This is a genomic window from Luteococcus sp. H101, assembly GCF_038433155.1.
GTDB lineage: Bacteria > Actinomycetota > Actinomycetes > Propionibacteriales > Propionibacteriaceae > Luteococcus.
Map to the genome: position 1 here is coordinate 12123 of NZ_JBCDMW010000013.1, position 23869 is coordinate 35991.

The following is a 23869-nucleotide window of genomic DNA, read 5'->3' on the forward strand; positions in this document are numbered from 1 at the left end:
GGCTACTCCGTCTCGGCCCGGTCCAGCACCTCGTCAACAGGCAGCATCTCGGGCGCCACCACCTCGGCCACCATCGGGATGTCCTGGTCGTGGTGGTGCTTGACCGCCCGGAAGGTCCACAGCTTGTTCACGACGAAGTTGATCGGCATGGTGAGCACGATGGTGAACAGCTGGGCCCAGTAGGCCCGGGCCCGCAGCCCCTGGTCATTGTTGAACGGCGGGTGGGGCAGGTAGATCGGGCTGGTGGGGTTGGTGAGCGCGATCTTGATGAACAGGCCGGCCAGGGCGGCCACGGCGCCAACCACGAAGAAGGGCCAGAATTCCTGCCACCAGGTGCGGCGGTGCGCGCGCTTGAAGGTCCACCGTCGGTTCAGCTCGAAATTCCAGAAGTTGGCGACGATGAAGCCGACGATCCAGACCAGCGCGGTGAACCGGAAGGCGTACTCACCCAGGATCTTGACCAGGATGTCATTGTCCCGTGACGTGCCGCCGTGCAACTTGGTCATGATCACGGCGACGATCATGTTGACCACCACGCCCGACCCGCCGACCATGCCGAACTTGAGGAACTGGCGCAGGTGTCGCTTGCCGCGCTGGCGTTTGGTCTCGGGAAGTTGGCTCACAGTCACCGGAGTTTACCGGCCGTTGGGCTGCGGTCCGGCAGGCGTGGCCGCTGGTGGCGCCGTTGAGAGGAGCGCTCTGCACCCCGGAGGCCCACTGGGCACCCGCCGAAGCGGGTGCCCAGTGATGTTTGGGGGTGCAGCGTGGCCGGAGAAGGCCGATCAGCGCCTGCGCTGGCACTTCGGGCAGAAGTGGCTGGACCGGTTCATGAACTGTGCCCGAACGATCGGTTCGGCGCACCGGGGGCAGGGCAGGTCGGTCTGGCCGTAGGCATTCAGCGACCGGTCGAAGTAACCGGATTCCCCGTTGACGTGCACATAGAGCGAGTCGAAACTGGTTCCGCCCTGCTCCAGCGCCTCGCGCATCACCTGCTGGGCGGCCGCCAACAGCGCCCGCGCCTTGGCCTTGCCGAGCCGGTCGGTGGGGGTCTCCGGGTGGACCTTCGCCAGCCAGAGCGCCTCGTCGGCGTAGATGTTGCCGATCCCGCTGACCAGCCGCTGGTCCAGCAGGGCGCGTTTCGCGGTGGTGCGCTTGGCCCGCAGCTTCTCCGCGACGGCGGGCAGGTCGAAGTCGGGATCGAAGGGGTCACGGGCAATGTGCGCGATCTCCGGCGGCAGCTGGGCACCGCCGATGCTGAGCCGCAGCCCGCCGAACATCCGCTGGTCGACGAAGCGCAGCTCCCGCTCGTCGTCGCCGATCCCAGTCAGGGAGAAGATCACCCGGGTGTTGCGCAGCAACACGTCGCCGGGCCGGTTGACCCGGAACTGGCCGCTCATCCCCAGGTGCGCCAGCAGCGCGTCCTCGTCGTGGAAGGGGAACCACAGGTACTTACCGCGGCGCCGCGGAATGTCGAAGATGCGGCCCAGCAGGGCCTGTTCGAAGTCGGCAGGGCCGCGCTGATGGCCACGCACCGAGCGAGGGTGCAGCACCTGGACCCGGTCGATCCGGCAGCGGGCGACCATCGGGCCGAGCCCGGCGCGGACGGTCTCGACCTCGGGCAGTTCGGGCATGGCGTCGCTTTCTGGGCGCTGTGCGCGGTCAGGAGCCGGACACAGGTTCTGGGGAGTGCTCGGCGAGGTCGGCGACCTCGTCGCGGGCCGCCTGCTCGGCCGCCCGGGCAGCCTGGATGGCGGTGAAAGCCTTCCCGGCGGCTTCCTGTTCGGCCTGCTTCTTGTTGCGTCCCTCACCCGCACCGTACTCGACGCCGTTGACCACCGCGCGCGCAATGAAGTGCTTGTCGTGGTCCGGCCCGGAATCCTCGATCCGGTAGGTGGGCATCGGGTAGCCGGCATTGGCGCAGACCTCCTGCAGGGAGGTCTTCCAGTCCAGCCCGGCACCCAGTTGGTCCGCCTCGGCCACCAACGGGTCGAACAGGTGGTGCACGAAGGTCTCCGCCCGCGCCATCCCACCGGTCAGGAAGATGGCACCGATCAGCGCCTCGGTGGTGTCGGCCAGGATCGACGTCTTGTCATGCCCGCCGGTGGTGGTCTCACCCCGGCCCAGCTTGATCATCGGGCCGATCTCCAGCCCGCGCGCGACCTCCGCCAGGGTGACGGCATTGACCACGGCGGCGCGCAACTTGGCCAGGCGACCCTCCGGATAGTCCGGGAAGGTGCCGTACAGGTGCTCCGTGACGACGATGCCCAACACCGCGTCGCCCAGGAATTCCAGCCGCTCGTTGGTGGGGATCCCGCCGTTCTCGTACGCGAAGGAGCGGTGGGTCAGGGCAAGCTCGAAGAGCTGGGTGTCCAGCGGGACACCCAGCTCATCGAGAAGCTGCTGGAAACGGCTCTGCTGAGCCGCCATCTCAGGCGTCGAGAACCTGGCGACGCGCGGCGCGGGGGCCGTACTGGCCGCACGCGGGGCACGCGGTGTGCTGCAGGTGGGGCTGACGGCACGCGGGGTTCACGCAGGTCACGGTGGGGACGACGGACGCCTTCCACTGCGAGCGACGGCTGCGGGTGTTGCTCCGGGACATCTTCCGCTTCGGGACTGCCACGATCTTCTCCTTGAGCTATCCGCCGGCCCGGATGGGCCGACGGGGTCAGTTGTCTTCGTCGGTGCCGTGCACGTCCAGCTCGGAGAGCTTGCCCCAGCGGGGGTCGATCTCCTCACCGTGGCTGTGGTCCGGATCATCGTTCAGGACGAAGCCGCATTCCGGGCACAGTCCCAAACAATCATCCCGACACAGGGGCGTGAAGGGCAGTTCCAGCACCACGGCGTCGCGCAGCGCGGGGTCGAGGTCGATCATCTCGTCCTCGATCCGGCTGGCCTCCTCCTCCGCCTCCTTCTCCGGGTAGAAGTACAGCTCCTGCAGGTCGTAGCTCTCCTCGGTTGAGAAGTCGACCAGGCAGCGTGCACATTCGCCCTTGAGGGTGACGTCGGCGGTGCCGGTGACCAGAACGCCCTCGACCACGCTCTCGAGCCGAAGATCGAGGGTGATGTCGGAGCCCTGGGGCACTGCGATCATGTCGATGCCAAGATCCGCGGGCGCCTCGGCAACCCGGTGGATCTCCTTCATCGTGCCAGCCCGACGCGCCAGCTCATGGATCTCGAGGACCAGGGGCGAGCGATGGTCGAGGTGGTGATGTGAGTTCATCACGGATTCCCTTCAACGCACAGCGGCATGACAGCGTCATGACCGAGGGCCAACTCTATCCGAGATCCCCCGCCGGACAAAAACGTGCTTGGCTGGGGCGGTGAACCGCTACCGTACCGTGGCCCGCGATGCCCAGACCGAGATCGAGGTGAAGCGCTCGGTCTTCCGCTGCGACATTGCCCGGATCGTCGACGAGCAAGGGGCCCGCGCCGTGGTGGAGGCCGCGCGGGCAGCCAACCGGGATGCCCGGCACCATTGCTCCGCCTTCATCTGGACCCCGACGGGCGGCATGTCCCGCTCCTCCGACGACGGGGAGCCGTCGGGCACCGCCGGAGCGCCGATGCTGGAGGTGCTGCGCGGCGCCGGCCTGACCGAGGTGGTGGCCGTGGTGACCCGCTGGTTCGGCGGCACCCTGCTGGGGGCCGGCGGCCTGGTGCGCGCCTATTCCGACGCGGTTGCGGCGGGTCTGGAGCGGGCCGGGGTGCGCGAGCGGGAACTGGTCACCGAGGCCGAGTTCAGCCTGGACCACGGGCTGGCCGCCCGGGTGGAGTCGGAGCTGCGGGCCAAGGGCCTCACCGTGCTGGACGTCGGATATGCCGAGCGGGTGACGCTGCGGCTGGGGGTTCCCGAGGCGCGGTGGGAGCTGCTGGAGGCCAGCCTCGCCGAACTCACCCATGGCAGCGTGGCCCCCGAACGAGTGGGCGAACGCTGGGTGGATCTGGGCTGACGCTCTCCCCGATCACCGAGATCGTGCAGCCCCCTGCCCAAATTGGCAGTTAGGCGGACACAGAAATTCAATGGCACGTTCCAAACAGCGCTTTCTTGCCACCTTGAGCAGGCCTGACGGGCAGAGCCGCCCCATCAACCCCGCTGGCGCTCGGCCACCTTGCGCTGAATGGCCTGGGCCACATTCGGGGTGACGAATTCGCTGACGTCGCCGCCGTAGCCGGCGATCTCCCGCATCATGGTCGACGAGATGGTGGCGTAGGGGCCGCCGGCGGGCAGGAAGACCGTCTCGATCCCGGAGACATGCGTGTTGATGTGGGCCATCTGCAGCTCGTAGTCGAAGTCGGAGGCGAAGCGCAGCCCCTTGACGATCACGCCGCAGCCCTGCGCCTTGGCGTAGTCCACCAGGAGCCCCTCGATCAGACCCACCTGCACCCCGTCGAGATGCGCGGTGGCCTCCCGGACCAGGGCGATCCGTTCGTCCTGGTCGAACATGTGGCTGGCCTTCTGGGAATTGCGGCCCACGGCCACCAACACCTCGTCGAAGACCTTGGTGGCGCGTTCGATCACGTCCAGGTGGCCCTTGGTGATCGGGTCGAAGGAGCCGGGGACGATGGCCTTGATGTGGCGGCCTGCGCGGTCACTGGTCATGGGAAGCCTCTCGTTGACAGAAGTGCAGGACGGTTTCACCGTAGCCGCGGCTCCAGTGCTCCGTGCCGACGGGGAAGTCCGGTTCCCCGCTGCGGGCGCTTCGTTCCAGCACGATCAGCCCGTTGTGAACCAGCCGCGGCAGCGCCAGCTCCAGGGTGTGGGAGATCTGCTCATTGGTGAAGGGATAGGGCGGGTCCAGCCAGATCACGTCGAAGAGCTGGCCGGCGCGGGCCAGGTAGGCATCGACGCCGGCCGCCACCACCTCCGCGGGGAGCTTGGTCTTGGCGGCATTGGCCTTGACCAGCCGCGCAGTGGGCTGGTCATGCTCGACGAGCACCACCGGCGAGGCTCCCCGGCTGGCGGCCTCCAGCCCGACTCCTCCGGAGCCGGCATAGAGGTCGCAGAAGGCGACCCCGTCCAGCTGGGCGTCGGCTCCGGCGCCGGAACTCCCGTTCCAGGTGGCCAGCGTGCTGAACAGGGCTTCGCGCACCCGGTCCGTGGTGGGGCGGGTCTTCTCCCCCGGTGGGGTCTGCAGCCGCATGCCTCCGGCACTGCCGGCGATGATCCTGCTCATGGGGACCCACCCTAGCGGGGCCCTCCACCTCTCTGCCGAGCCAGGACCAGGCTGGTCTGCGCCACAAACTGCATTCTGATTGGCACCCAGTGCCGCTATGGCATCGGGTCCGAATCAGGATGTGGTTTGTGGCACAGACCCGAGACGACGTGGGCTTTCGCCACGGCCGGGTGCAGACCGCGCCGTGGGTAGGCAAGAATGGTGCGCATGGCTGACATGGAACACCCAATGACCGAGATCGAAGAAGACACCTGCTGGGGCTACCTCGCCAGCCAGGAGGTCGGACGCCTGGCCACCGCCAAGGACGGCCAGCCGGAGATCTTCCCGATCAACTACTACGTCGACGGCCAGTCGATCGTCTTCCGCACCGCCGGAGGCTCCAAGCTGCAAGAACTGACCGAGAATGCCCACGTGGCCTTCGAGGTGGACGGCTGGACCGTCGACGGCGGCTGGAGCATCCTGATCAAGGGCGACGCCGAGGAGATCACCGACGAGGCCGAGCTGGCGCTGGCCGACAAGATGCCGCTCAAGCCGTGGGTGCCCACCATCAAGCGGCACTACGTCCGGGTCACCCCCACCCAGCTCTCGGGCCGCTCCTTCTACTTCGGCCCCGAGCCCACCAACTGATCCCAGACGCCACATCGGGCGCCCGCCACCTGGCGGGCGCCCGTTCACATTTCTGCAAACCTCCGCCCAGTGTCCCTGCAAACCTCCGCCCAGCGGCCCTGCAAACCTCCGCCCAGCGATCCTGCAAACCTCCGCCCAGCGATCCAGCAAACCTCCGCCCACTGGTAGTCTCACGGCATGGACACCATGCTGGCGCTGGGGCGGGAGTACCGAGCCCGCCACATTGACGCGCCGCTGCGGAAGCTGCTGGACATTGGTGGGGCCGTGGTGATCGAGGGCCCGCGGGCCTGTGGCAAGACCATGACGGGGCTGCATCACGCAGGCTCCTACGCGTTGCTGGACGACCAGGTGAATCGGGACCTCTCGCAGGTCTCTCCCCAGGTCCTGCTCGAGGGTGACTCCCCCCGGTTGCTCGACGAGTGGCAGTTGGCGCCGCAGCTGTGGAATCTGGTTCGCCGCAAGGTGGACGTCTCCCCCCACCCCGGCCGCTTCATTCTCACCGGCTCCGCCGTGCCGGCGGACGACGACACCCGACACAGCGGCGCTGGACGTTTCCTGCGGCTGCGTCAGCGCACCATGACCTGGCAGGAGAAGGGACACAGCACCGGCAACGTCAAGCTGGGCGACTTGCTGGCGGGTTCACCCCTGCGGGCCGCAGCTGACACCGTGGACCTGCATCAGGTCATCGCCGGGATCCTCACCCCCCGGCTTCCCGGCAATGACCCAGCTGTCCCCCGCGCAGGCGCGGCTGCTGTTGGACGGTTACCTTGATGACATCTGCCGGGCAGACATCCCGCGGCTCGGGGAGGTCAGGCAGCACCCGGCCACCCTGCGGCAACTCCTGCGTGCTCTGGCCCGGTTGACGGGATCCGAGCTGCGCTACGCCACCTTGGCAGCTGATCTGGCACCCGTCGCCCCGACGATCCAGCCCGAGACCATCTCCACGCTGGTGGCCCTGCTCGAGCGACTCTTCGTCGTGGAGTTGGTGCCGCCGCAAGTGACCGCACTTCGTTCCCGCGCCAGGCTGCGCACCAGCCCCAAGGTCCACCTGGCCGACCCTGCCCTGGCCGCTGCAGCGCTCGACGCGGACGAGGAAGCCCTGGTTGGTGACCTGAACACCTGTGGGATCCTGTTCGAGTCGGCGGTCGTGCATGACCTCACAGTTCTGACCGAGGCCCTGGGTGGCGCGGTGCACCACTACCGGGACTCCAACGGGCACGAGATTGACGCCGTGCTCACCTTCCCGGGCGGCCGTTGGGCCGCCGTGGAGGTCAAGCTGGGCGGTCCGCAGGCCCTGTCAGGAGCGGAGTCACTCCGAAAGGCGGTGCGGCAGATCGATGCGACCAGACCGCCGTCCTTCATGGCCGTGGTGACCGGCACCGGCTTCACGGCAGACCTGGGTGAGGGCGTCATCACCTTTCCGCTGTCGGCCCTGGGGGCGTGACCCCATGGACACCGACGTGCTGATGATCGACGACGAGCGGGACCTGGTCAGCAGCACCCTGGAGTACCTGGCCGCCTTCGGCCTCACGGGGGCGGGCGTCGGCAGCGCCGAGGAGGCCGTCGAATGGCTGGCCGACAACACCACCCGCGTCGTGCTGCTGGACATCAACCTGCCCGGGGCCAGCGGATTCGACCTGTGCCGCCGGATCCGGGAGCACAGCCAGACCCCCATCATCATCGCCAGCGCCCGGCGCAGCGAGGACGACGAGATCATGGCGCTGATGCTGGGCGGCGACGACTACCTGCGCAAGCCCTTCTCCCTGGGCGTGCTGCTGGCCAAGCTGCGCCGCACCCTGGAGCGCGGCGCCGCCGGTCAGCCGCAGCAGGCGGGGTATGACGACGGCCACCTGCGCTTCGACCAGACCGCCGACCGGTTCTTCGTCGACGGCCAGCCACTGGAGTTGACCGCGATGGAGCACAAGCTGCTGCGCCACCTGGTGAGCAATCCGGAACGGGTGCTGACCAAGCAGGAACTCTTCCAGCAGGTGTGGGGCGAATCGATCACCGGCGACGGCACCCTGAGCGTGCACATCCGTCGGCTGCGCACCCGGATCGAACCAGACCTGGACAATCCGCGCTACATCCAGACGCTGTGGGGCCGCGGCTACCTCTTCCGGGACCTGCGGCCGTGAGACGGATGGCCCCGCTGCTCCTGCTCTGGCTGGTGCTGGCCGGGCTCGGCCTGGCGCTGGCCCGGGGCACCACCGCCCAGCCGTCGGCGGGGGACGTGGCCGCGGCCAATGACCTGGCCGCCACCACCGCGAGCCACTGGCCCACGCCGCACCGGGCCGACTACCCGCAGCCCAGCCCCGACTTCTCGGTGGTGGACACCTCCGGCCGGTTGGTGGTCTGGCAGGGCAACCCGATCCGCGACGACTTCCAGGCGGTCCGGGAACGGGCCAGCAGCATCGCGGTGGAAGCCGACGGTCAGCGGGTGGCCACGCTCTACCTGCCGTCGCGGATCGCGGAGGACGCCGCCGCCCAGCAACGCCGGACCCGCCGGGCCGGCTGGCTGGCGCTGGGTGCCACCGGCCTGGCCGCCACCGGCTACCTGCTCTGGCTGGACCGGCGGATCCTGGCCCCCTTCCGTCGGCTGCGCGGCTTCGCGGACCGGGTTGCCCAGGGGGATCTGGACGCGCCGCTGGCGGTGGATCGGGGCCAGGTCTTCGGCCGGTTCACCCAGAGCTTCGACATCCTGCGCACCGAGCTGGCCCGTTCCCGCGCGCGGGAGGCGGCGCAGCGCCAGGCCCACAAGCGGCTGGTGGGCCAGCTCAGCCATGACATCCGCACCCCGCTGAGCAGCATCCGCGCCACCACCGAGCTGCTGCAGCTGCACTCCGACGAGCCCCGGCTGGGCCTGATCCGGGCCAAGGCCGACCAGATCGACGCCCTGCTGACCGACCTCAGCCAGGCCAGCTCCGACGAGCTGGAGCAGATGCCGGTGCAGCTGGCCGCCGTCGCCTCCACCGAACTGGTCCGGATGGTGACCGAGGCGCTGCCCGAGGGCTGGCCCGCCCCCGAACGGATCACCGAGGCGATGCTGGTGGCCGACCCGCAGCGGCTGCGGCAGGTGGTGGACAACCTCGTCGCCAATGCCGCCAAGTACGGCGCTCCCCCGCTGCGGCTGGCCTCCCGGCTGACCGACGGGCTGCTGGAGATGTCCCTCACCGACGCCGGCCAGGGCGTGCCGCCCGACGAGCTGCCACTGCTGACCCAGCCGCACTACCGGGCCAGCAATGCCGCCGGGAAGTCGGGGCAGGGCCTGGGGCTGTTCACCGCGTCGGTGCTGCTGCAGGCGATGGGCGGCAGCCTGGACCTGGCCACCGGCCCCGACGGCTTCACGGCCCATCTCACCCTGGCCCTGGCCGAGGGGCCGCAGGATCCGCGTCGGGGAGCTTTCAGAACCATTTAAAGATTCCGAAAGGACTGCCGGCCGGCCGCTGACTAGCGTCGATGACATGACGCAGACAGCACCGGATGCGGTGATCAGTGCCCGACGGGTCTCCCGCACCTTCTCCCACGACGGCCTCCAACAGCATGTGCTGACCAACCTGGACCTGGACGTGCGGCGCGGCGAGTTCATCGTGGTGATGGGTCCCTCCGGTGCCGGCAAGTCCACCCTGATGCACGTCCTGAGCGGAATGGACGAGGCCTCGCTGGGCGAGATCGACTTCGACGGCAGCCGGATCACCGGGCTGTCCGCCGCCCGGCTGACCGCCTTCCGGCGCGGCCATTGCGGCTTCGTCTTCCAGCAGATCCACCTGCTGGACGCCCTGAGCGTGCTGGACAATGTGCTGGCCGTCGGGCTGCTCAGCGCCCGGAAGCGGCGCGAAGTGACGCGGCAGGCCCGGGAACTGCTCACCGAGGTGGGCATCCCGGCCGAGGGGTGGGGCAAGTTCCCCAGCATGCTCTCCGGTGGCGAGGCCCAGCGGGTGGCGCTGGTGCGGGCCCTGGTCAACTCCCCCGCCGTGGTGTTCGCCGACGAGCCCACCGGCCAGCTGAACTCCACCTCCTCCCAGGTGGTGCTGGACCTGCTGGGCCGGGTCAACCGGGACGGCCAGACCATCATGATGGTCACCCATGACCTGCGCTCCGCGCTGCGGGGAGACCGGGTGGTCTACCTGCGCGACGGCGCCATCCGCGGCGAGTGCGTGCTGGGCCGCTGGGACCCGTCGCGGGACGACGCGGACCCGGACGGCCAGCGCCTGGCCAGGCTCACCGGCTTCCTCGACGAGATGGGCTGGTGACATGGGCACCCTGGGCCTCCTGGTCCGCCGCAACCTGCGCCGCGGACGCCTGCAACTGCTGGTGATCGGCCTGCGGGGCGCGATCGCTGCCACCATGGCGAATGTGGGCCTGATGTGTGCCCTGCGCTACCCGGCCATGCTGGATGCCACGGTGTCCCGGCTGAACGTTCCCGACGTGCAGCTGCTCACCACCGCGGACCGCAAACAGGCCGCGGAGCAGGCCTTCCGCGCCGATCCGCGGGTCCGGCAGGTGGAGACGTCGTCGGCCCTGACCGAGTTCGGCACCGTCCCACTGGCCGGTTCCACCATGGACTCGGTGGTGGTCTACCTGAACCTGGACCGCCCCACCAGCATGGGGCGCAGCAGCGTGGACCAGCGCCGGGACGCGCAGTATCCCGACGGGATCTACCTGCCGCTGCTCTTCCAGACCTCCGGCACGGTGGCCGTCGGTGACCGGTTCACCGTGACCACCGGCCAGACCACCCGCACCTTCACCGTGGCGGGCTTCCTGGAGAACCTCTACCTGGGCACCACCACGATGGGCGCCTTCGGGATCGGCCTGCCCGACGCCGCCTACCGGCAGCTGGCCGCCGACGCCAAGCGCCCGGCGCCGCAGGTGATGGTGCAGGCGACGGTGAATCCCGCGGACCAGGCACCGGACGTCTCGGCCGCCGTCGGGCAGGCATTGGCCCGGCCCGGGGACTCGGTGATGACCACGTGGCTGTGGAACCTGCCGCTGCTGCGGGAGGCCTTGCTGCCCGGCCCCAATGTCTATGCCGCCAGCCTGATGGCCTTCGCCGCCAATGTGGTGCTGGTGGTGGCGATGATCCTGTGGTTCTGGACCCGCTCCGCGATTGACCAGGACCTGGCGGGGATCGGGGTGCTGGCCACCGTCGGGGTCACCCCGGCGACGGTCCGGGCGGCCCTGACCCTGGCCCCACTCGCGGTGGTGGGGCTCGGCTGCCTGGCCGGAATCGGCGCGTCCGCGGCCGTGGTCCCGCGGGTGGCGAACTCGCTGGCCAACCAGTCCGGGCTGGAATGGCAGCCCGGCTTTGACCTGGGATCGGCAGGGATCGTGCTGCTGGGAGCGCTGCTGCTGACCGTCGTGCTGGGTCTGCTGGCCTCCCGACGGGTGCGCACCCTGCGCCCGGTGGAGGCGTTGGCGGGCGGGCAGCGGGCGCACTCCTTCCGTCGGGGCTGGTGGCCGCTGGCCTCCACCCGCGGCCCGCTGCCGCTGCTGCTCGGTCTCAAGACGGCCATCGCCCAGCGCGGCCAGTCGGCGATGGTGCTGGCGACGATGGCGGTGGTGGCCCTGTCCGCGATCTTCTCCACCTCGCTGGTGACCAATGTGCTCAATGACCGGGACGCCTTCACCCGCAACCTGATCGGCGAGGTGGGCGACATCACCGCCCAGGCCAAACCGGGCATCGACCAGGCCGGGCTGCTGGGCGAGCTGCGCGCCCTGCCCGGGGTGGAGCGCGCCCAGTTCACCGACTACCTGCAGGGCAGCATCGCCGGGCGTCAGGCGGTCTTCGTGGTCACCGACGACTTCGCCAGTCAGGCCTTCTCCACCGTGCACCGGGGCCGGGAGCCGCGCCATCCCAATGAGGTGGCGATCGGTTCCCAGGCTGCTCGGCAGGCAGGCGTCGCGGTGGGCCAGACCATCACCCTGGGCGCCGGGGAACGCCGCGCCGACTACCTGGTGGTGGGCGAGCTGTCCACCATCCAGTACACCGGTTTCCGGGTGAACCTCACCACCGAGGGATATCGACGAATGGTGCCCGGCCACCAGCTGACCGACGTGGACCTGCACGCCGCCGACGGCACCGACCTGCCCGCGCTGGTGGACCGGGTGCGCGAGGTGGGCGGGGCGCGGTTGAGCGCGGTGCAGAACCAGAAGGAGTCCATCGACTCCCAGCTGGGCGTCTACATGAGCATGATCCAGCAACTGGCCCACGGGGTGCTGGCGCTGAGCGTGGTGGTGACCCTGCTGGTGTTGGCGCTGATGACCGCCACCATGCTGCGTCGGCAGCGCAGCTCCTTCGGGGTGCTGGCCGCGATGGGCCACTCGCGCGCCGCCCAGGTGGGCCAACTGCTGGGTTGCTACCTGCCGCTGGTACTGCTGGGCAGCGGACTGGGCACGCTGCTCGGGGTGGTCGCGGTGCCGCGCTTGCTCACCGACGCGATGGGCTCGTTGGGTCTGTCCCGGTTCGACTTCACGACGTCGGTGCCGCTGGTGGCCGGGGTGATCGGGCTGCTGGTGCTGCTGGCGCTGGGGATCACCGTGCTGGTGGCCCTGCCGTCGCTGCGCCGCCGGCCGGTCGAGCTGTTGGGGTGACCCCTCGGGAATAGTCTCAGGCCCGCTGGATCCAGGCGGAAACCTGCCGCACATAGGCGCGATACTGCACCCCTGCCAGCTCGACACCGGCGAGGAATATGTCCTCGTCGAGCGCGAGGTAGTCATGCACGACCACGTTCCGCAGGCCGACGTTGAGGGCCAGCTGGTTGGCCAGGGGCTCAGCCAGCAGCCCGGCGCGTGCGGCGGCAGCGAAGGACTCCTTGCCGTCGGCAGGCACCACGCTGCCGTGACCAGCGGTGGTGACGACGTGCATGTTCACGTCGATGGCGAGATCCACGAGTTGGGTCACGACGCGCTCCAGCGCCAGACGCAGAATGGGATCGGCATCCAGCCGCTGCCGGCCGACCGGGCCGATGCCGTCGAGCGTGTCGAGGAGCCTGGCCATCTGGGTCAGCTTCTGCAGAACCACCTGGGGAGACAGGGAACGCGGACTCATCCGAGCAGCACCTCCAGCTGATGATCCCGCATCCTCTGCGTGTCCCGATAGATCCCGAAGGCAGCCATCTGCGCGCGGGCGAACCCACCCGGCTCGCTCTCGTACAGCAGCTCTCCCGGACCCAGTGCGGCATAGCGGGCGACAGGTCCGGCCTGGTCGAGCGGCATCAGGTCCAGCCCGACGCCATAGCGCTCCTCCAGCGCCTCGAGGATGCGCATCCGGTCGAGGCGGGAGCCATCGCTGGCCGCACAGGCCACGTCGAGGTCCTCGGCCGACTCCGGACGCACCAGGACGCTGCCGAAGACCACCAGCAGCCCCACGCCCAGCCGCTCGCAGAGCCCTGCAAGCACGCCGGAATCGGCATCGGCGCGCAGGCAGGCGAGCTGATCGCCGGGGGCGGTCACGTGTCCCATGCTAGTCAGGCCTTCTCCAACCAGTCCCCCGCGGCGAGCAACTCGGTCTGGGTGACCATGTCCGACAGGTAGGGGTTGACCCGGTCCGGGTCCTGGGCCACCAGCCGTTCCGCCAACTCCCGGCAGTGGGCAATCAGCTCGGCGTGCTCGATCACCTTCAGCAGCCGCAGGTTGCTACGTCCGCCGGACTGGTTGGCGCCCAGCACATTGCCCTCCCGGCGCTGCACCAGGTCCAGTTCGGCCAGCTGGAAGCCGTCGCGGGTCTGCTCCACCGCCCGCAACCGCTCCATCGACGCCGAATCCGGCGGCATCGCGGTCATCAGCAGGCAGAGTCCGGCGTGGCCGCCCCGGCCGATCCGGCCACGCAGCTGGTGCAGCTGGCTGATTCCGAAACGGTCGGCGTCCATCACCACCATCACGGTGGCATTGGGCACGTCCACCCCCACCTCGATCACGGTGGTGGCCACCAGCACGTCGGTCTCGCCCCGGGAGAAGCGCGCCATCGCCGCGTCCTTCTCCTCGGTGGAGAGCTGGCCGTGCAGCATCTCCAGCCGTAGCCCGCGCAGGGGGCCGGTGCGCAACTGGTCGAAGACGTCGTTCACCGTGGCGCTGGGTGTGGCGCCGTCGGCCAGTTCCTCCTTGTCCGCCGGATCGATCCGGGGGCAGACCACGAAGGCCTGCCGCCCCTGGGCCACCTCCTCCCGGATCCGCTGCCAGGCCCGATCCACCCAGCCGGGGCGTTGCACCGTGTTCACCAACGAGGTCTGCACCTCCTGCCGACCCGCGGGCAGCTCGGTCAGGGTGGAGACCACCAGGTCGCCGAAGACCGTCATCGCCACCGATCGCGGGATGGGCGTGGCGGTCATCACCAGCACGTGCGGGCGCAGCTCCGCCTTCTCGTTCAGCACGGCGCGCTGCTCGACGCCGAAGCGGTGCTGCTCATCCACCACCACCAGGCCCAGATCGGCAAAACTCACCTTCTGCGCCAGCAGGGCATGGGTGCCGACGACGATCCCGGCCTGGCCGCTGGCAATCTTGAGCATCGCATTCCGCTTGGCGACGGCGGTCAGGGAGCCGGTGAGCAGCACCACCTCGGTGGCCCCGTCGGGCGCCCCCAGGGTCTGCCCGGCCGCCAGCTCTCCCAGCTGGCTGCGGATGGATTCCGCGTGCTGCTGGGCCAGCACCTCGGTGGGCGCCAGCAGCACCGCCTGCTTGCCGGAGTCGACGGCCCGCAACATTGCCCGCAACGCCACCAGCGTCTTGCCCGAACCCACCTCGCCCTGCAACAGCCGCTGCATCGGCGCGGTGGTGGCAATGTCGGCAAAGATCTCCTCCCCGACGCTTCGCTGGCCGTCGGTCAGGGTGAACGGCAGCTGCTCGTCAAAGGTGTCCAACAGTCCACCGTCGACGCCGGGCAGGGCGGCGGCGGTGAAGTGGGCGTTGTCATGCCGACGGTAGGCCATCGTGAGCTGCATCTGCAGCGCCTCGTCGAACAGCAGCCGCTCCGCCGCCGCCTCGGCATGCTCCCGACTGACCGGTTGATGGGCCTGCACCAGCGCCTCGTCGAGCCCCATCAGGCCCTCCTCGGTCACCAGCCACTCCGGCAGCGGTTCGGCCAGCTGCCCCATCTGGGCGTGCACCAGCTGCACCGTCTCGCTCAGCTCCCAAGTGGGCAGCTGCTTGGTGGCTGGATAGATCCCCACCAGGCCCGAGCGGGTGACCTGCTGGACCATGGTCTCCTTGTCCTTCTTGCCGATCACCTTGCCGGACCGGTCGAAGACCACATAGTTGGGGTGGGTCAGCTGCGGGCGGTCATTGAAAGTGCCCACCTTGCCGACGAAGATGCCACGCGCCCCCTTGACCAGGTGTTCGCCCCAGTACTTGACCAGGTGTGGCTTGCCGAAGAAGGTGCAGTCCAGGGTGCCATGGCCGTCGGTGAGCAGCACCTCCAGCCGCTGCCGGGGCGGGGCGCCGCCAATCCGGACGCTGGCCACCGTGGCCAGCACCGCGGCCTCCTCCCCCACCGGCAGGTCCGCCAGCGACGAGTTCTCCGTGCCCGACAGGTAACGCCGGGGCAGGTGGCGCATCAGGTCCCCGACGGTGTGCAGGCGCAGCTTGGTGTCCAGGATCCTCGCCGTCTTGTCCCCCACCACCTGTTTCAGGGGGCGGTTCAGCTCCGCGAAGGTCTCGGTACGCCACTGAGGTTGCCAACTGCTGCTCACCTGCGTGAGCCTACCCGCGGCCAGTGACAAAACCCGGGCAGCAAAACCCGGGCACAACCAGCGGGGCCCACACCGGGCTCAACATCCGTGCGCAACACAACAAGGCCACCGGACCAGATGGTCCGATGGCCTGCAGCGTCCGGCCGGGGCCGGAGGGAGGTCAGCGAGAGACCTTGCCCGCCTTCAGGCAGGAGGTGCACACATTGACGCGCTTCGCGGTGCCATTGACAACCGCACGAACACGCTGGATGTTCGGGTTCCAACGACGGTTGGTCTTCTTCTTCGACCACGGCACGTTGTGGCCGAAGCCCGGGCGCTTGGCGCAGACGTCGCACACGGCAGCCATTGGAGTACTCCTTGGTAGATGGATCAGAAGTGGGGAAGGATCCCCAGGTCGGTCAGCCCAAAACGGGCAACCCGAGAATGATAGCCCGCCCGGCCCGTGAGGTCCAAACCGCGCCGGGTTGGCCTCAGGTGGCCACCACCACGGGCACGATCATCGGGCGGCGACGGTAGGTCTGGGAGACCCAGCGCCCGATGGTGCGCCGGATCACCTGCTGCAAGCGGTGGGTGTCGTCCACCCCGTCGGCCAGCGCCTGGGCGAGGTCTCGGGAGATCTGCTCCCGGATCTCGGCGAAGGCGTCGTCGTTCTCGCTGAAGCCGCGGGCGTGGATGTCCGGGCCGCTGACCAGGCTCTGGGTGTGCAGGTTGACCGCGGCGATGATGGAGATGAAGCCCTCCTCCCCCAGGATCTTGCGGTCGGTGAGCTCGCTGGTGGTGATGTCGCCCACCGTGGAGCCGTCGACGAAGATGTAGCCGGCGTCGATCTGGCCCACCACGCTGGCCTGGCCGTCGGCCAGGTCCACCACCGCGCCATCCTCCACCACCAGGCAGTTCTCGGCGGGTACGCCGGTGGCCTCGGCCAGCTTGGCGTTGGCAATCAGATGCCGGATCTCGCCGTGGATCGGCATCACAGTGCGCGGCCGGATCACGTTGTAGCAGTAGAGCAGCTCCCCCGCCGACGCGTGCCCGGAGACGTGCACCAGCGCATTGCCCTTGTGCACCACCGTGGCCCCCAGCCGGGACAGGCCGTTGATGACGCGGTGGACGGCATTCTCATTGCCCGGGATCAGCGAGCTGGCCAGCAGCACCGTGTCGCCGGGGCCGACGTCGATCACCGGGTGCTCCCGGTTGGCAATCCGGCTGAGCGCGCTCAACGGCTCACCCTGGGAACCGGTGGAGATGATCACCACCTCGTCGTCGCGGAAGTGCTCGATGTCCTTCAGCTCGATCAGCGTGTCCCCGGGCACCGTGAGATAGCCCAGGTCACGCGCGACGCTCATGGTGCGCACCATGGAGCGGCCGACGTAGACCACCTTGCGGCCATGCTTGACCGCCAGGTTCAGCACCTGCTGAACCCGGTGCACGTGGGAGGCGAAACAGGCGACGATCAGCTTCTGCTCGGCCCGTTCGAAGACCCGCTCCAGGGCCGGGACGATGTCCTTCTCCGGGGTGGTGAAGCCGGGCACCTCGGCATTGGTGGAGTCCGCCAGGAACAGGTCGACGCCCTCCTCACCCAGCCGCGCAAAACCCCGCAGGTCGGTGATCCGGCCGTCCAGCGGCAGCTGGTCCATCTTGAAGTCGCCGGTGGCCAGCACGGTGCCGGCCTTGGTCCGGATGCACACCGCCAGCGCATCCGGGATGGAGTGGTTGACCGCCAGGAATTCCAGGTCGAAGCCGTCGCTGACCCGCGCCCGGTCCCCCTCGGCCACCTCCTGCAGGTCGGTATTGCGGATCCGGTGCTCGCGCAGCTTGCCCTCCACCAGCGCCAGGGTCAGCTTGGAAGCCCAGATCGGGATGTCGCTGCGCCGGCGCAGCAGGTAGGGCACGGCGCCGATGTGGTCCTCGTGGCCGTGGGTGAGCACCATCCCGATGATGTCGTCCATCCGGTCGCTGAGGTAGTCCAGGCCGGGCAGGATCAGGTCGACGCCGGGGTGGTCGTCCTCGGGGAAGAGCACGCCGCAGTCCACCAGCAGGATCTGGCCGTCGATCTCGAAGCAGGTCATGTTGCGCCCGACGTCGCCCAGACCACCCAGCGGGATGATCCGCAGGGTCTCGGGGGCCAGGCTGCCGGGGGCCTTCAGAGGGGCTGACACACCGTCACCCTAACCTCCACGGGAGCCGCGCCGGGCAGGAAAAGGGTTTGGGCCGCCCGTCGGGGGTCGGGCGGCCCAAACCTGAAGCCAGGCTTGCACACCACCCACAGGTCGAAAAGGCCAACGAACGGCCGATTTCACGGCCGCGCGGGCCGGTTCCCTATGCTGGCGCCATGTCCGCACCCACGCCGCCCACGCCGCCCACCGTCCGCCTGGCCATGCCCGCCGAGGCGCTGCAGATCGCCCAGATCCAGCGTCGCGCCTGGGCCGGCGACGAATTGGAACGCCGCGCCCTGGACGAGATCGACGCCGAGCAGATGGCCGAGGTGTGGCACCAGGCCATCACCCGCCCGCCGCTGGCCCACTTTCGGGTGCTGGTGGCCACCCAGACCTACGGTCAGGCCGAGCCCGGCGCCGAACCGGGCAGCACCCGGCAGCGCACCACGGTCTGTGGCTTCGCCGCGATCGGCCCCAGCGATGACCCGGACGCCGAGGCCACCGACTCCCTGGTGGCCGAGTTCTGCGTCGACCCGCTGCTGGCCGGGCAGGGACACGAGGACCGGCTGATGCACGCCGCGGTGAACACCATGCAGGCCGACGGCTACCAGCGCGCCACCTGGTGGCTGCGCAGCACCGACGACCAGCTGCGGGGCTGGTTGACCGAGGCCGGCTGGGCCCCAGATGGCGCCCACCGCGAGGTCGGCACCCCGGACGGTGTGCTCCGGGTCAAGCAGATCCGGATGCACACCGACATCAGCTGAGCCCTGGCCGGCTCAACACCCCTGCCGGGAGGATCACTCCAGGCCAAGCAGGCTCTCGATCCCCAGGGTCAGCCCCGGGCGGTCGCCGACGGCATGCACCGCGGTCATCACCCCGGGCATGTAGGAGGCCCGGTTCATCGAGTCGTGCCGCAGGGTCAGGGTCTCCCCGTCCTGGCCGAAGAGCACCTCCTGGTGCGCAATCAGGCCCTGCAGCCGCACCGCGTGCACGTGGACACCGTCCACCTGGGCGCCCCGGGCGCCGTCAGGATCCAGCTCGGTGGCATCGGGCACGTCGCCCAGCCCGGCGGCGGAACGGCCCTCGGCAATCATCCGGGCGGTGCTGGCCGCGGTGCCGGAGGGGGCGTCGGCCTTCTGCGGGTGGTGCAGCTCGATGATCTCCACGCTGGGGTAGTACGCGGCCGCCTTCTTGGCGAAGTGCATCAGCAGCACCGCACCGATGGAGAAGTTGGAGGCGATGATCACGCCCACCTCCGGCTTGGCGGCCAGCCAACCCCGAAGGGTCTCCAGGCGTTCCTCGGTGAATCCGGTGGTGCCCACCACGGCGTGCTTGCCGTGGTCAACGCACCACTTGAGGTTGTCCATCACGGCGTCGGGATGGGTGAAGTCCACCACCACGTCCGCCTTCTTGGCCTCGTCGTGCGGGTCGCCGACGTCCACCGCGGCAATCAGCTCCAGACCCTGCTCCATCTGCACCGCCCGGCAGACCTCTGCACCCATCCGACCGTTGGCTCCGAACACTGCAACGCGCGTCACGTCAACTCCTGTCATCAACCGGCTGGGGGGTCCGGGCCGGTGCACGGTCATTGTCGCAAATCACGGCCGGTGGTGGCGACTATCCTCGTCACGTGGCCCCTCTCTTCGAAGCGCACGCCGACGTCCGACAGCCCACCCTGCCCACCCTGCAGGTGCAGGGGGCCCGAGCGGTCTGGGTGGACCCACGGACCCTCGTGGTGCCGCGCAGCATGGACGACGCCTCCCAGGCCCGGCGCACCTGGCGCGGGCCGGACACCTCCGAGTGGGTGCTGCTCTGGTCACCCACCGCGTCGATCACCCTGCACGGCGACCACCTGCACGCGCCCGACCTGGTCACCATTGACCTGCCACCGCGTGAGGAGGGCCTCAACGAGAGCCAGCAGGAGCTGCACCCGGACCTGGCCACCGGCCACACCGTGCTGCGGGTGCCCACCCAGTGGCGCCGCAGCGTGCCGGAGATGCTCACCGGGCAGCTGATGGTGGGCCGCCGCTCGCATGGGGAACTGGCCGACCTGACCGGGGTGCAGATCGGCCCCGTGCTGGATGCGGTGCACGGGGTCCGGGCCCAGGCCGAGGAACTGGGCCCCATCTTCGAGCCGGAGCGGATCAGCCTGCGGCTGTGGGCGCCCACGGCCCAACGGGTCACCCTGCTGCTGTGGCCCGCCGACGCCGGGGCAGCCCCGGCCCTGGAGACGGCCCGGCGCCGCTCCATGACCCGTTCGGCCAATGGCACCTGGCAGGCCCGTCTGTCCCCGGACCAGGCCGGGGCCCGCTATCTCTTCGAGGTGCAGGTCTACTCCCCCAGCACCCGTCGGCTGGAGACCAATGTGGTCACCGACCCCTACTCCACCGGTCTGACGGTGGACTCCCAGCGCTCGGTGCTGGTGGACCTGGCCGATCCGCAGTACCAGCCGGAGGACTGGGCCAGCTCCGTCGGCCCCCGCCTGGTGACCCTGGTGGACGCCAGCGTCTACGAGCTGCACGTACGGGACTTCTCCGCCAGCGACGAGCTGGTGCCGGCCGAGCTGCGCGGCAGCTACCTGGCCTTTGGCTGTGATGGCCACGGCTCCCGGCACCTTCGTCGGCTGGCCCGGGCCGGCATGAACACCGTCCACCTGCTGCCCTGCTTCGACGTCACCAGCATCCCGGAGGCCCACCCGCAGCCCCAGCCGCCGGAGCAGGAGCTGGCCAGCTACCCGCCCGACAGCCACGAACAGCAGCGCCTGGTGGCCCGCGGCGCCGCCCACGACTCCTTCAACTGGGGTTACGACCCCTTCCACTGGGGGGTGCCCGAGGGCTCCTATGCCTCCAGCCCGGAGCAAGCCGACGGCGCCCGTCGGGTGGCCGAGTTCCGCCAGATGGTGCACGCCCTGCACGGTCTGGGTCTGCGGGTGGTGCTGGACCAGGTCTTCACCCACACCGGCGCGTCCGGCCAGAACCCGTTCAGCGTGCTGGACCGGATCGTGCCCGGCTACCACCACCGGCTGGATCCCGACGGCAATCCGCGGGGTTCCGCGGCCGGCAACAATGTGGCCACCGAGCGGCTGATGGCCGAGAAGATCATGGTGGACATGGTGGTGCGCTGGGCCAGGCACTACCACGTCGACGGTTTCCGCTTTGACCTGATGGGCCATTCCAGCGCGCAGAACATGGCCCGGGTGCGCGAGGCGTTGGATGACCTGACCCTGGCCGACGACGGGATCGACGGCCACGGGGTCTACCTCTACGGCGAGGGCTGGAATTTCGGTGAGGTGGCCGACAATGCCCTGTTCCGCCAGGCCATCCAGGGCCAGCTGGAGGGCACCCGGATCGGCACCTTCAATGACCGGCTGCGCGATGCTGTACGGGGCGGGCGGCCCTTCGACGAGGACCCCCGACGGCAGGGCTTCGGCTCCGGCCTGGCCACCGACCCCAACCATGCCCCGTGCAACCGGGAGCCGGAGCGGGCCCTGCAGCACGCCACCGACCTGTTGATGCTGGGGTTGGCGGGCAACCTGCGCGACTACCAGCTGCCATGCACCGACGGGGTGCTGCGCCGCGGCGACGAGATCGACTACACCGGGCGGCCGGCGGGCTACGCCACCCAGCCCTTCGAGGTGATCAACTACGTCGACGCGCATGACAACGAGACGCTGTGGGATGCGCTGACCATGAAGTTGCCGCAGGAGATGGCGATGGACCAGCGGATCCTGATGAACACCCTGTGCCTGGCCACCGTGGTCTTCGGCCAGTCGCCCTTCCTGTGGCATGCGGGCGCGGACCTGCTGCGCAGCAAGTCCCTGGACCGCAATTCCTACAATTCCGGGGACTGGTTCAACCGGCTGGACTGGACCGGCGAGGACAATGGCTTCGGCCACGGCCTGCCCAGCGCCGACGACAACATGACCCGCTGGCACTGGCTGCGGCCGCTGCTGGGTGACCCGTCGCTCAAACCCACCCGGCAGGAGGTGGAGGCCGCCGCCCACCAGGCGCACATGCTGCTCAAGGTGCGCCGCTCTTCCCGCCTGTTCCGGCTGGGCAATGCCGACCAGATCTGCACCAAGGTGCGCTTCCCCAATGCCGGCACCGAGCGCGCGCTGCCCGGCGTGGTCACCATGCACATCGACGACCGCGAGGGCCTTCGGGTGGACCCGGACGTGCAGGGAATCGTGGTGGTCTTCAATGCCCGCGGCGAGGACGTCCGCCAGCTGGTCCCCGGGCTGGCCGGCGAGCGCTTCGCGGTCTCCCCGCTGCAGTCCGAACAGGCCTACCCGGTGATCCGGCGCGCCCACTTCGACGGGGAGGCCTTCGAGGTGCCGGCCCGCACCGTGGCGGTCTTCCACCACCAGTGAGCCTCACCCGGCCCGGCGCGCTGCCCACCGGGGTGTGGCTGGCCACGGGCCCCGCCGCCCGGGCGCACGAGCTGCTGCTGGAGCTGGCGCGGGAACGGCTGGGCCTGACCGGCCCGTACACCGAGCGGCTGCGGCTGGGGCATGCCTGCCCCGGTTGCGGCAGCGGCGCACACGGCCGCCCGGTACTGCTGGGCGCGCCAGCACCCGTCGGGGTCTCGCTGTCCCGGGACCGGACCGGCGAGCTGGCCGTGGCGGCCCTGTCCCGCACCGGCCAGGTTGGGGTGGACGTCGAGGCGGCAACCGCGGCCGGCTTCCCGGGCTTCGACGAGTTGGCGGTACACCCCGACGAGCCCACCCCGGCCGGGGGCTGGACCGCCGTCGAACGCACCCGGCTGTGGGTGCGCAAGGAGGCGGCGCTCAAGGCCTGGGGCACCGGCCTGGCCGTCGACCCTCGAAGAGTGCGGCTGGATGACTTGGCCGACGTCAGCCTGTTGGACGTGGACCTGGGCCCCCGCTGGGTCTGCGCCCTGGCCCTCCAGGTCAGCGGCGCAGCACCGGGAGCGCGGGCAGCTTCGGCTGGTTGAGCCAGGCGTCCAGGGTGGCGGCGACGTCGAAGCCGTCGTCGGAGGTGTACTGCATGCAGTGCTGCCGGAAGCCCTCGGTGGTGACCAGGCCGCCGGCATTGCCGGCGGTCCAGTCCCGCAGCATCTGGAAGAAGGCCCGCTCCCCCAGCACACACCGCACCGCGTGCAGGGTCAGGGCGCCGCGCTTGTAGACGCGGTCGTCGAACATGTCCGGCATCCCGGGGTCGCTGAGTACCAGATCCTGCTTCTTGCCGGCCAGCTGGCGATGGTGACGTTCGGCCTGTTGCTGCACCGTCGGGGTCTCGCCCGCGGCCGAGCGGTGATCCGACCAGAGCCATTCGGCATAGCAGGCGAAGCCCTCGTGCAGCCAGATGTCGCGCAGCTGCTCGGCGGTGACGCTGTTGCCGAACCACTGGTGGGACAGTTCGTGGGCGACGAGCCGCTCGTTCTCCCAGGTGGGCTGGGCGAAATTGCGACCAAAGGAGCTCAGGCCCTGGGCCTCCAGGGGGATTTCCAGCACGTCGTCCGCGATCACCGCGCGGTACTCGGTGAAGGGATAGGGGCCGAACAGCTCGCTGAAGTGGTCCACCATCTCGGCCTGGTGCTCGAAGGCCGAGCCGGCGCCCACCCCCAGGTTTGGTGGGTGCACCAGCTCCACCGGCACCGTGGCAACGCGCGCGTCCACCACGTAGTGGCCGATCTGCACGCTGGCCAGGTAGGGCGCCATCGGCTGGTCCATCTGGTAGATCCACCGGATCTGGCCGCCGTGCCGGGACTTTTCCACCAGACTGCCATTGGCGACGACGTGGTAGCCGGCAGCCACGTCCAGCTGGATCCGGTAGCTGGCCTTGTCCGCGGCGTCGTCATTGCACGGGAACCAGCTGGGCGCGCCCTGCGGCTGGGAACCCACCAACACCCCGTCGGTGAGCTCCTCCCAGCCCGCGGCGCCGTGCACCCCGGGCACCGGGCGGGGCTTGCCGCCATAGGTGACCTGCAGCTGGTGCGCGTCGCCGCTCTGGCCGCCGGGCAGCTCCACCACCAGCTTGCGGTGGCGTTGGCGGTACTTGGCCTTCTTGCCGTCCACCAGCAGCCGGGAGGCCTGCAGCCCGGACAGGTCCAGCTCGATCCGGTCCGCCTGCTGGGCCAGCACGACGTCGATCCGGGCCACCCCGTCCAGCCGGTTGGTGGTGACCTTGTAGTCCAGCCGCAGGTCATAGTGGCGCACCCGGTACCGGGTGTCGCCGTGCCCGGGCAGGTACGAATCGGGCGTGGCCATGCAGGTACT

General features: G+C 69.7%; 25 protein-coding genes. 11 read left to right on the plus strand and 14 right to left on the minus strand.

What is annotated here, in order from left to right; all coding sequences use genetic code 11:
- Positions 1 to 2: 2 nt before the first annotated feature.
- From AAEX60_RS04435 to AAEX60_RS04455, 5 genes are all read right to left on the minus strand, one after another.
- The gene (locus tag AAEX60_RS04435) at positions 3 to 554 is read right to left on the minus strand and encodes a GtrA family protein (RefSeq protein WP_342101658.1); all 552 of its coding nucleotides are present in this window, start codon (positions 552 to 554) and stop codon (positions 3 to 5) included.
- A gap of 228 nt (positions 555 to 782) precedes the next feature.
- Positions 783 to 1631, minus strand: coding sequence for a bifunctional DNA-formamidopyrimidine glycosylase/DNA-(apurinic or apyrimidinic site) lyase (gene mutM, locus AAEX60_RS04440; protein ID WP_342101487.1), 849 nt, complete (start codon positions 1629 to 1631; stop codon positions 783 to 785).
- Positions 1632 to 1659: 28 nt separating this feature from the next.
- Entirely contained in the window at positions 1660 to 2427 is a 768-nt protein-coding gene (rnc, locus tag AAEX60_RS04445; protein WP_342101488.1) for a ribonuclease III, read from the minus strand.
- A 1-nt stretch (position 2428) separates the two neighbouring features.
- A complete protein-coding gene (rpmF, locus tag AAEX60_RS04450; protein ID WP_342101490.1) occupies positions 2429 to 2620 on the minus strand; it encodes a 50S ribosomal protein L32 in 192 nt (63 codons plus the stop codon).
- Positions 2621 to 2665: 45 nt separating this feature from the next.
- A complete protein-coding gene (locus AAEX60_RS04455; protein WP_342101492.1) occupies positions 2666 to 3220 on the minus strand; it encodes a YceD family protein in 555 nt (184 codons plus the stop codon).
- Between the two features lie 100 nt (positions 3221 to 3320).
- Between AAEX60_RS04455 and AAEX60_RS04460 the strand changes: the two genes are divergently transcribed.
- Positions 3321 to 3947 (plus strand): IMPACT family protein, encoded by a 627-nt coding sequence (locus AAEX60_RS04460; RefSeq protein ID WP_342101494.1) that lies wholly within the window; start codon positions 3321 to 3323, stop codon positions 3945 to 3947.
- A 134-nt stretch (positions 3948 to 4081) separates the two neighbouring features.
- On the opposite strand, the gene coaD is transcribed toward AAEX60_RS04460, so the two are convergent.
- Complete coding sequence (gene coaD, locus AAEX60_RS04465; RefSeq protein WP_446721261.1) at positions 4082 to 4597, minus strand: pantetheine-phosphate adenylyltransferase; 516 nt, start codon at positions 4595 to 4597, stop codon at positions 4082 to 4084.
- Positions 4587 to 5171: an RsmD family RNA methyltransferase gene (locus AAEX60_RS04470; RefSeq protein WP_342101496.1), complete on the minus strand. Its 585-nt coding sequence runs from the start codon at positions 5169 to 5171 to the stop codon at positions 4587 to 4589. The genes coaD and AAEX60_RS04470 overlap by 11 nt, the downstream gene beginning before the upstream one ends.
- Positions 5172 to 5378: 207 nt before the next feature.
- Between AAEX60_RS04470 and AAEX60_RS04475 the strand changes: the two genes are divergently transcribed.
- From AAEX60_RS04475 to AAEX60_RS04505, 7 genes are all read left to right on the plus strand, one after another.
- Positions 5379 to 5798, plus strand: a complete 420-nt coding sequence (locus AAEX60_RS04475; RefSeq protein WP_342101498.1) for a pyridoxamine 5'-phosphate oxidase family protein — start codon at positions 5379 to 5381, stop codon at positions 5796 to 5798.
- Positions 5799 to 5975: 177 nt separating this feature from the next.
- Positions 5976 to 6569: an AAA family ATPase gene (locus AAEX60_RS04480; protein ID WP_342101500.1), complete on the plus strand. Its 594-nt coding sequence runs from the start codon at positions 5976 to 5978 to the stop codon at positions 6567 to 6569.
- Complete coding sequence (locus tag AAEX60_RS04485) at positions 6517 to 7242, plus strand: ATP-binding protein (protein WP_342101501.1); 726 nt, start codon at positions 6517 to 6519, stop codon at positions 7240 to 7242. Before AAEX60_RS04480 ends, AAEX60_RS04485 begins: the two co-directional genes overlap by 53 nt.
- 4 nt (positions 7243 to 7246) lie before the next feature.
- Positions 7247 to 7933 (plus strand): response regulator transcription factor, encoded by a 687-nt coding sequence (locus tag AAEX60_RS04490; RefSeq protein ID WP_342101503.1) that lies wholly within the window; start codon positions 7247 to 7249, stop codon positions 7931 to 7933.
- A gap of 5 nt (positions 7934 to 7938) precedes the next feature.
- Complete coding sequence (locus AAEX60_RS04495) at positions 7939 to 9213, plus strand: HAMP domain-containing sensor histidine kinase (RefSeq protein WP_342101504.1); 1275 nt, start codon at positions 7939 to 7941, stop codon at positions 9211 to 9213.
- Positions 9214 to 9259: 46 nt separating this feature from the next.
- Complete coding sequence (locus AAEX60_RS04500; protein WP_342101506.1) at positions 9260 to 10048, plus strand: ABC transporter ATP-binding protein; 789 nt, start codon at positions 9260 to 9262, stop codon at positions 10046 to 10048.
- Position 10049: 1 nt separating this feature from the next.
- Positions 10050 to 12386: an FtsX-like permease family protein gene (locus AAEX60_RS04505; protein WP_342101507.1), complete on the plus strand. Its 2337-nt coding sequence runs from the start codon at positions 10050 to 10052 to the stop codon at positions 12384 to 12386.
- 16 nt (positions 12387 to 12402) lie between these two features.
- Here AAEX60_RS04505 and hepT read toward each other — a convergent pair whose 3' ends face one another.
- The 5 genes from hepT to AAEX60_RS04530 all read right to left on the minus strand — a co-directional run bounded on the left by hepT (position 12403) and on the right by AAEX60_RS04530 (position 17634).
- Positions 12403 to 12816, minus strand: a complete 414-nt coding sequence (gene hepT, locus AAEX60_RS04510) for a type VII toxin-antitoxin system HepT family RNase toxin (RefSeq protein WP_342101508.1) — start codon at positions 12814 to 12816, stop codon at positions 12403 to 12405.
- A 23-nt stretch (positions 12817 to 12839) separates the two neighbouring features.
- On the minus strand, positions 12840 to 13256 hold the full coding sequence (locus AAEX60_RS04515; protein WP_342101510.1) for a nucleotidyltransferase family protein: 417 nt from the start codon (positions 13254 to 13256) through the stop codon (positions 12840 to 12842).
- A 5-nt stretch (positions 13257 to 13261) separates the two neighbouring features.
- Positions 13262 to 15478, minus strand: a complete 2217-nt coding sequence (locus tag AAEX60_RS04520; protein WP_342101512.1) for an ATP-dependent DNA helicase RecG — start codon at positions 15476 to 15478, stop codon at positions 13262 to 13264.
- 160 nt (positions 15479 to 15638) lie between these two features.
- Positions 15639 to 15824, minus strand: coding sequence for a 50S ribosomal protein L28 (gene rpmB, locus AAEX60_RS04525; RefSeq protein ID WP_342101513.1), 186 nt, complete (start codon positions 15822 to 15824; stop codon positions 15639 to 15641).
- 124 nt (positions 15825 to 15948) lie between these two features.
- Positions 15949 to 17634, minus strand: coding sequence for a ribonuclease J (locus AAEX60_RS04530; protein ID WP_342101514.1), 1686 nt, complete (start codon positions 17632 to 17634; stop codon positions 15949 to 15951).
- Between the two features lie 173 nt (positions 17635 to 17807).
- Here AAEX60_RS04530 and AAEX60_RS04535 point away from each other — a divergent pair, with 173 nt between their 5' ends.
- Positions 17808 to 18395: a GNAT family N-acetyltransferase gene (locus tag AAEX60_RS04535; protein ID WP_342101515.1), complete on the plus strand. Its 588-nt coding sequence runs from the start codon at positions 17808 to 17810 to the stop codon at positions 18393 to 18395.
- A gap of 33 nt (positions 18396 to 18428) precedes the next feature.
- On the opposite strand, the gene dapB is transcribed toward AAEX60_RS04535, so the two are convergent.
- Positions 18429 to 19169, minus strand: a complete 741-nt coding sequence (dapB, locus tag AAEX60_RS04540) for a 4-hydroxy-tetrahydrodipicolinate reductase (RefSeq protein WP_342101516.1) — start codon at positions 19167 to 19169, stop codon at positions 18429 to 18431.
- Positions 19170 to 19261: 92 nt separating this feature from the next.
- Between dapB and pulA the strand changes: the two genes are divergently transcribed.
- Positions 19262 to 22000 carry a pullulanase-type alpha-1,6-glucosidase gene (gene pulA / locus AAEX60_RS04545; RefSeq protein WP_342101518.1) on the plus strand — a complete coding sequence of 913 codons (2739 nt, stop codon included), beginning with the start codon at positions 19262 to 19264 and terminating at the stop codon, positions 21998 to 22000.
- Complete coding sequence (locus tag AAEX60_RS04550) at positions 21997 to 22584, plus strand: 4'-phosphopantetheinyl transferase family protein (protein WP_342101520.1); 588 nt, start codon at positions 21997 to 21999, stop codon at positions 22582 to 22584. Before pulA ends, AAEX60_RS04550 begins: the two co-directional genes overlap by 4 nt.
- Here the strand turns inward: AAEX60_RS04550 and AAEX60_RS04555 are convergent.
- Complete coding sequence (locus AAEX60_RS04555) at positions 22541 to 23860, minus strand: M1 family metallopeptidase (protein ID WP_342101521.1); 1320 nt, start codon at positions 23858 to 23860, stop codon at positions 22541 to 22543. The genes AAEX60_RS04550 and AAEX60_RS04555 overlap by 44 nt on opposite strands.
- Between the last annotated feature and the right edge of the window lie 9 nt (positions 23861 to 23869).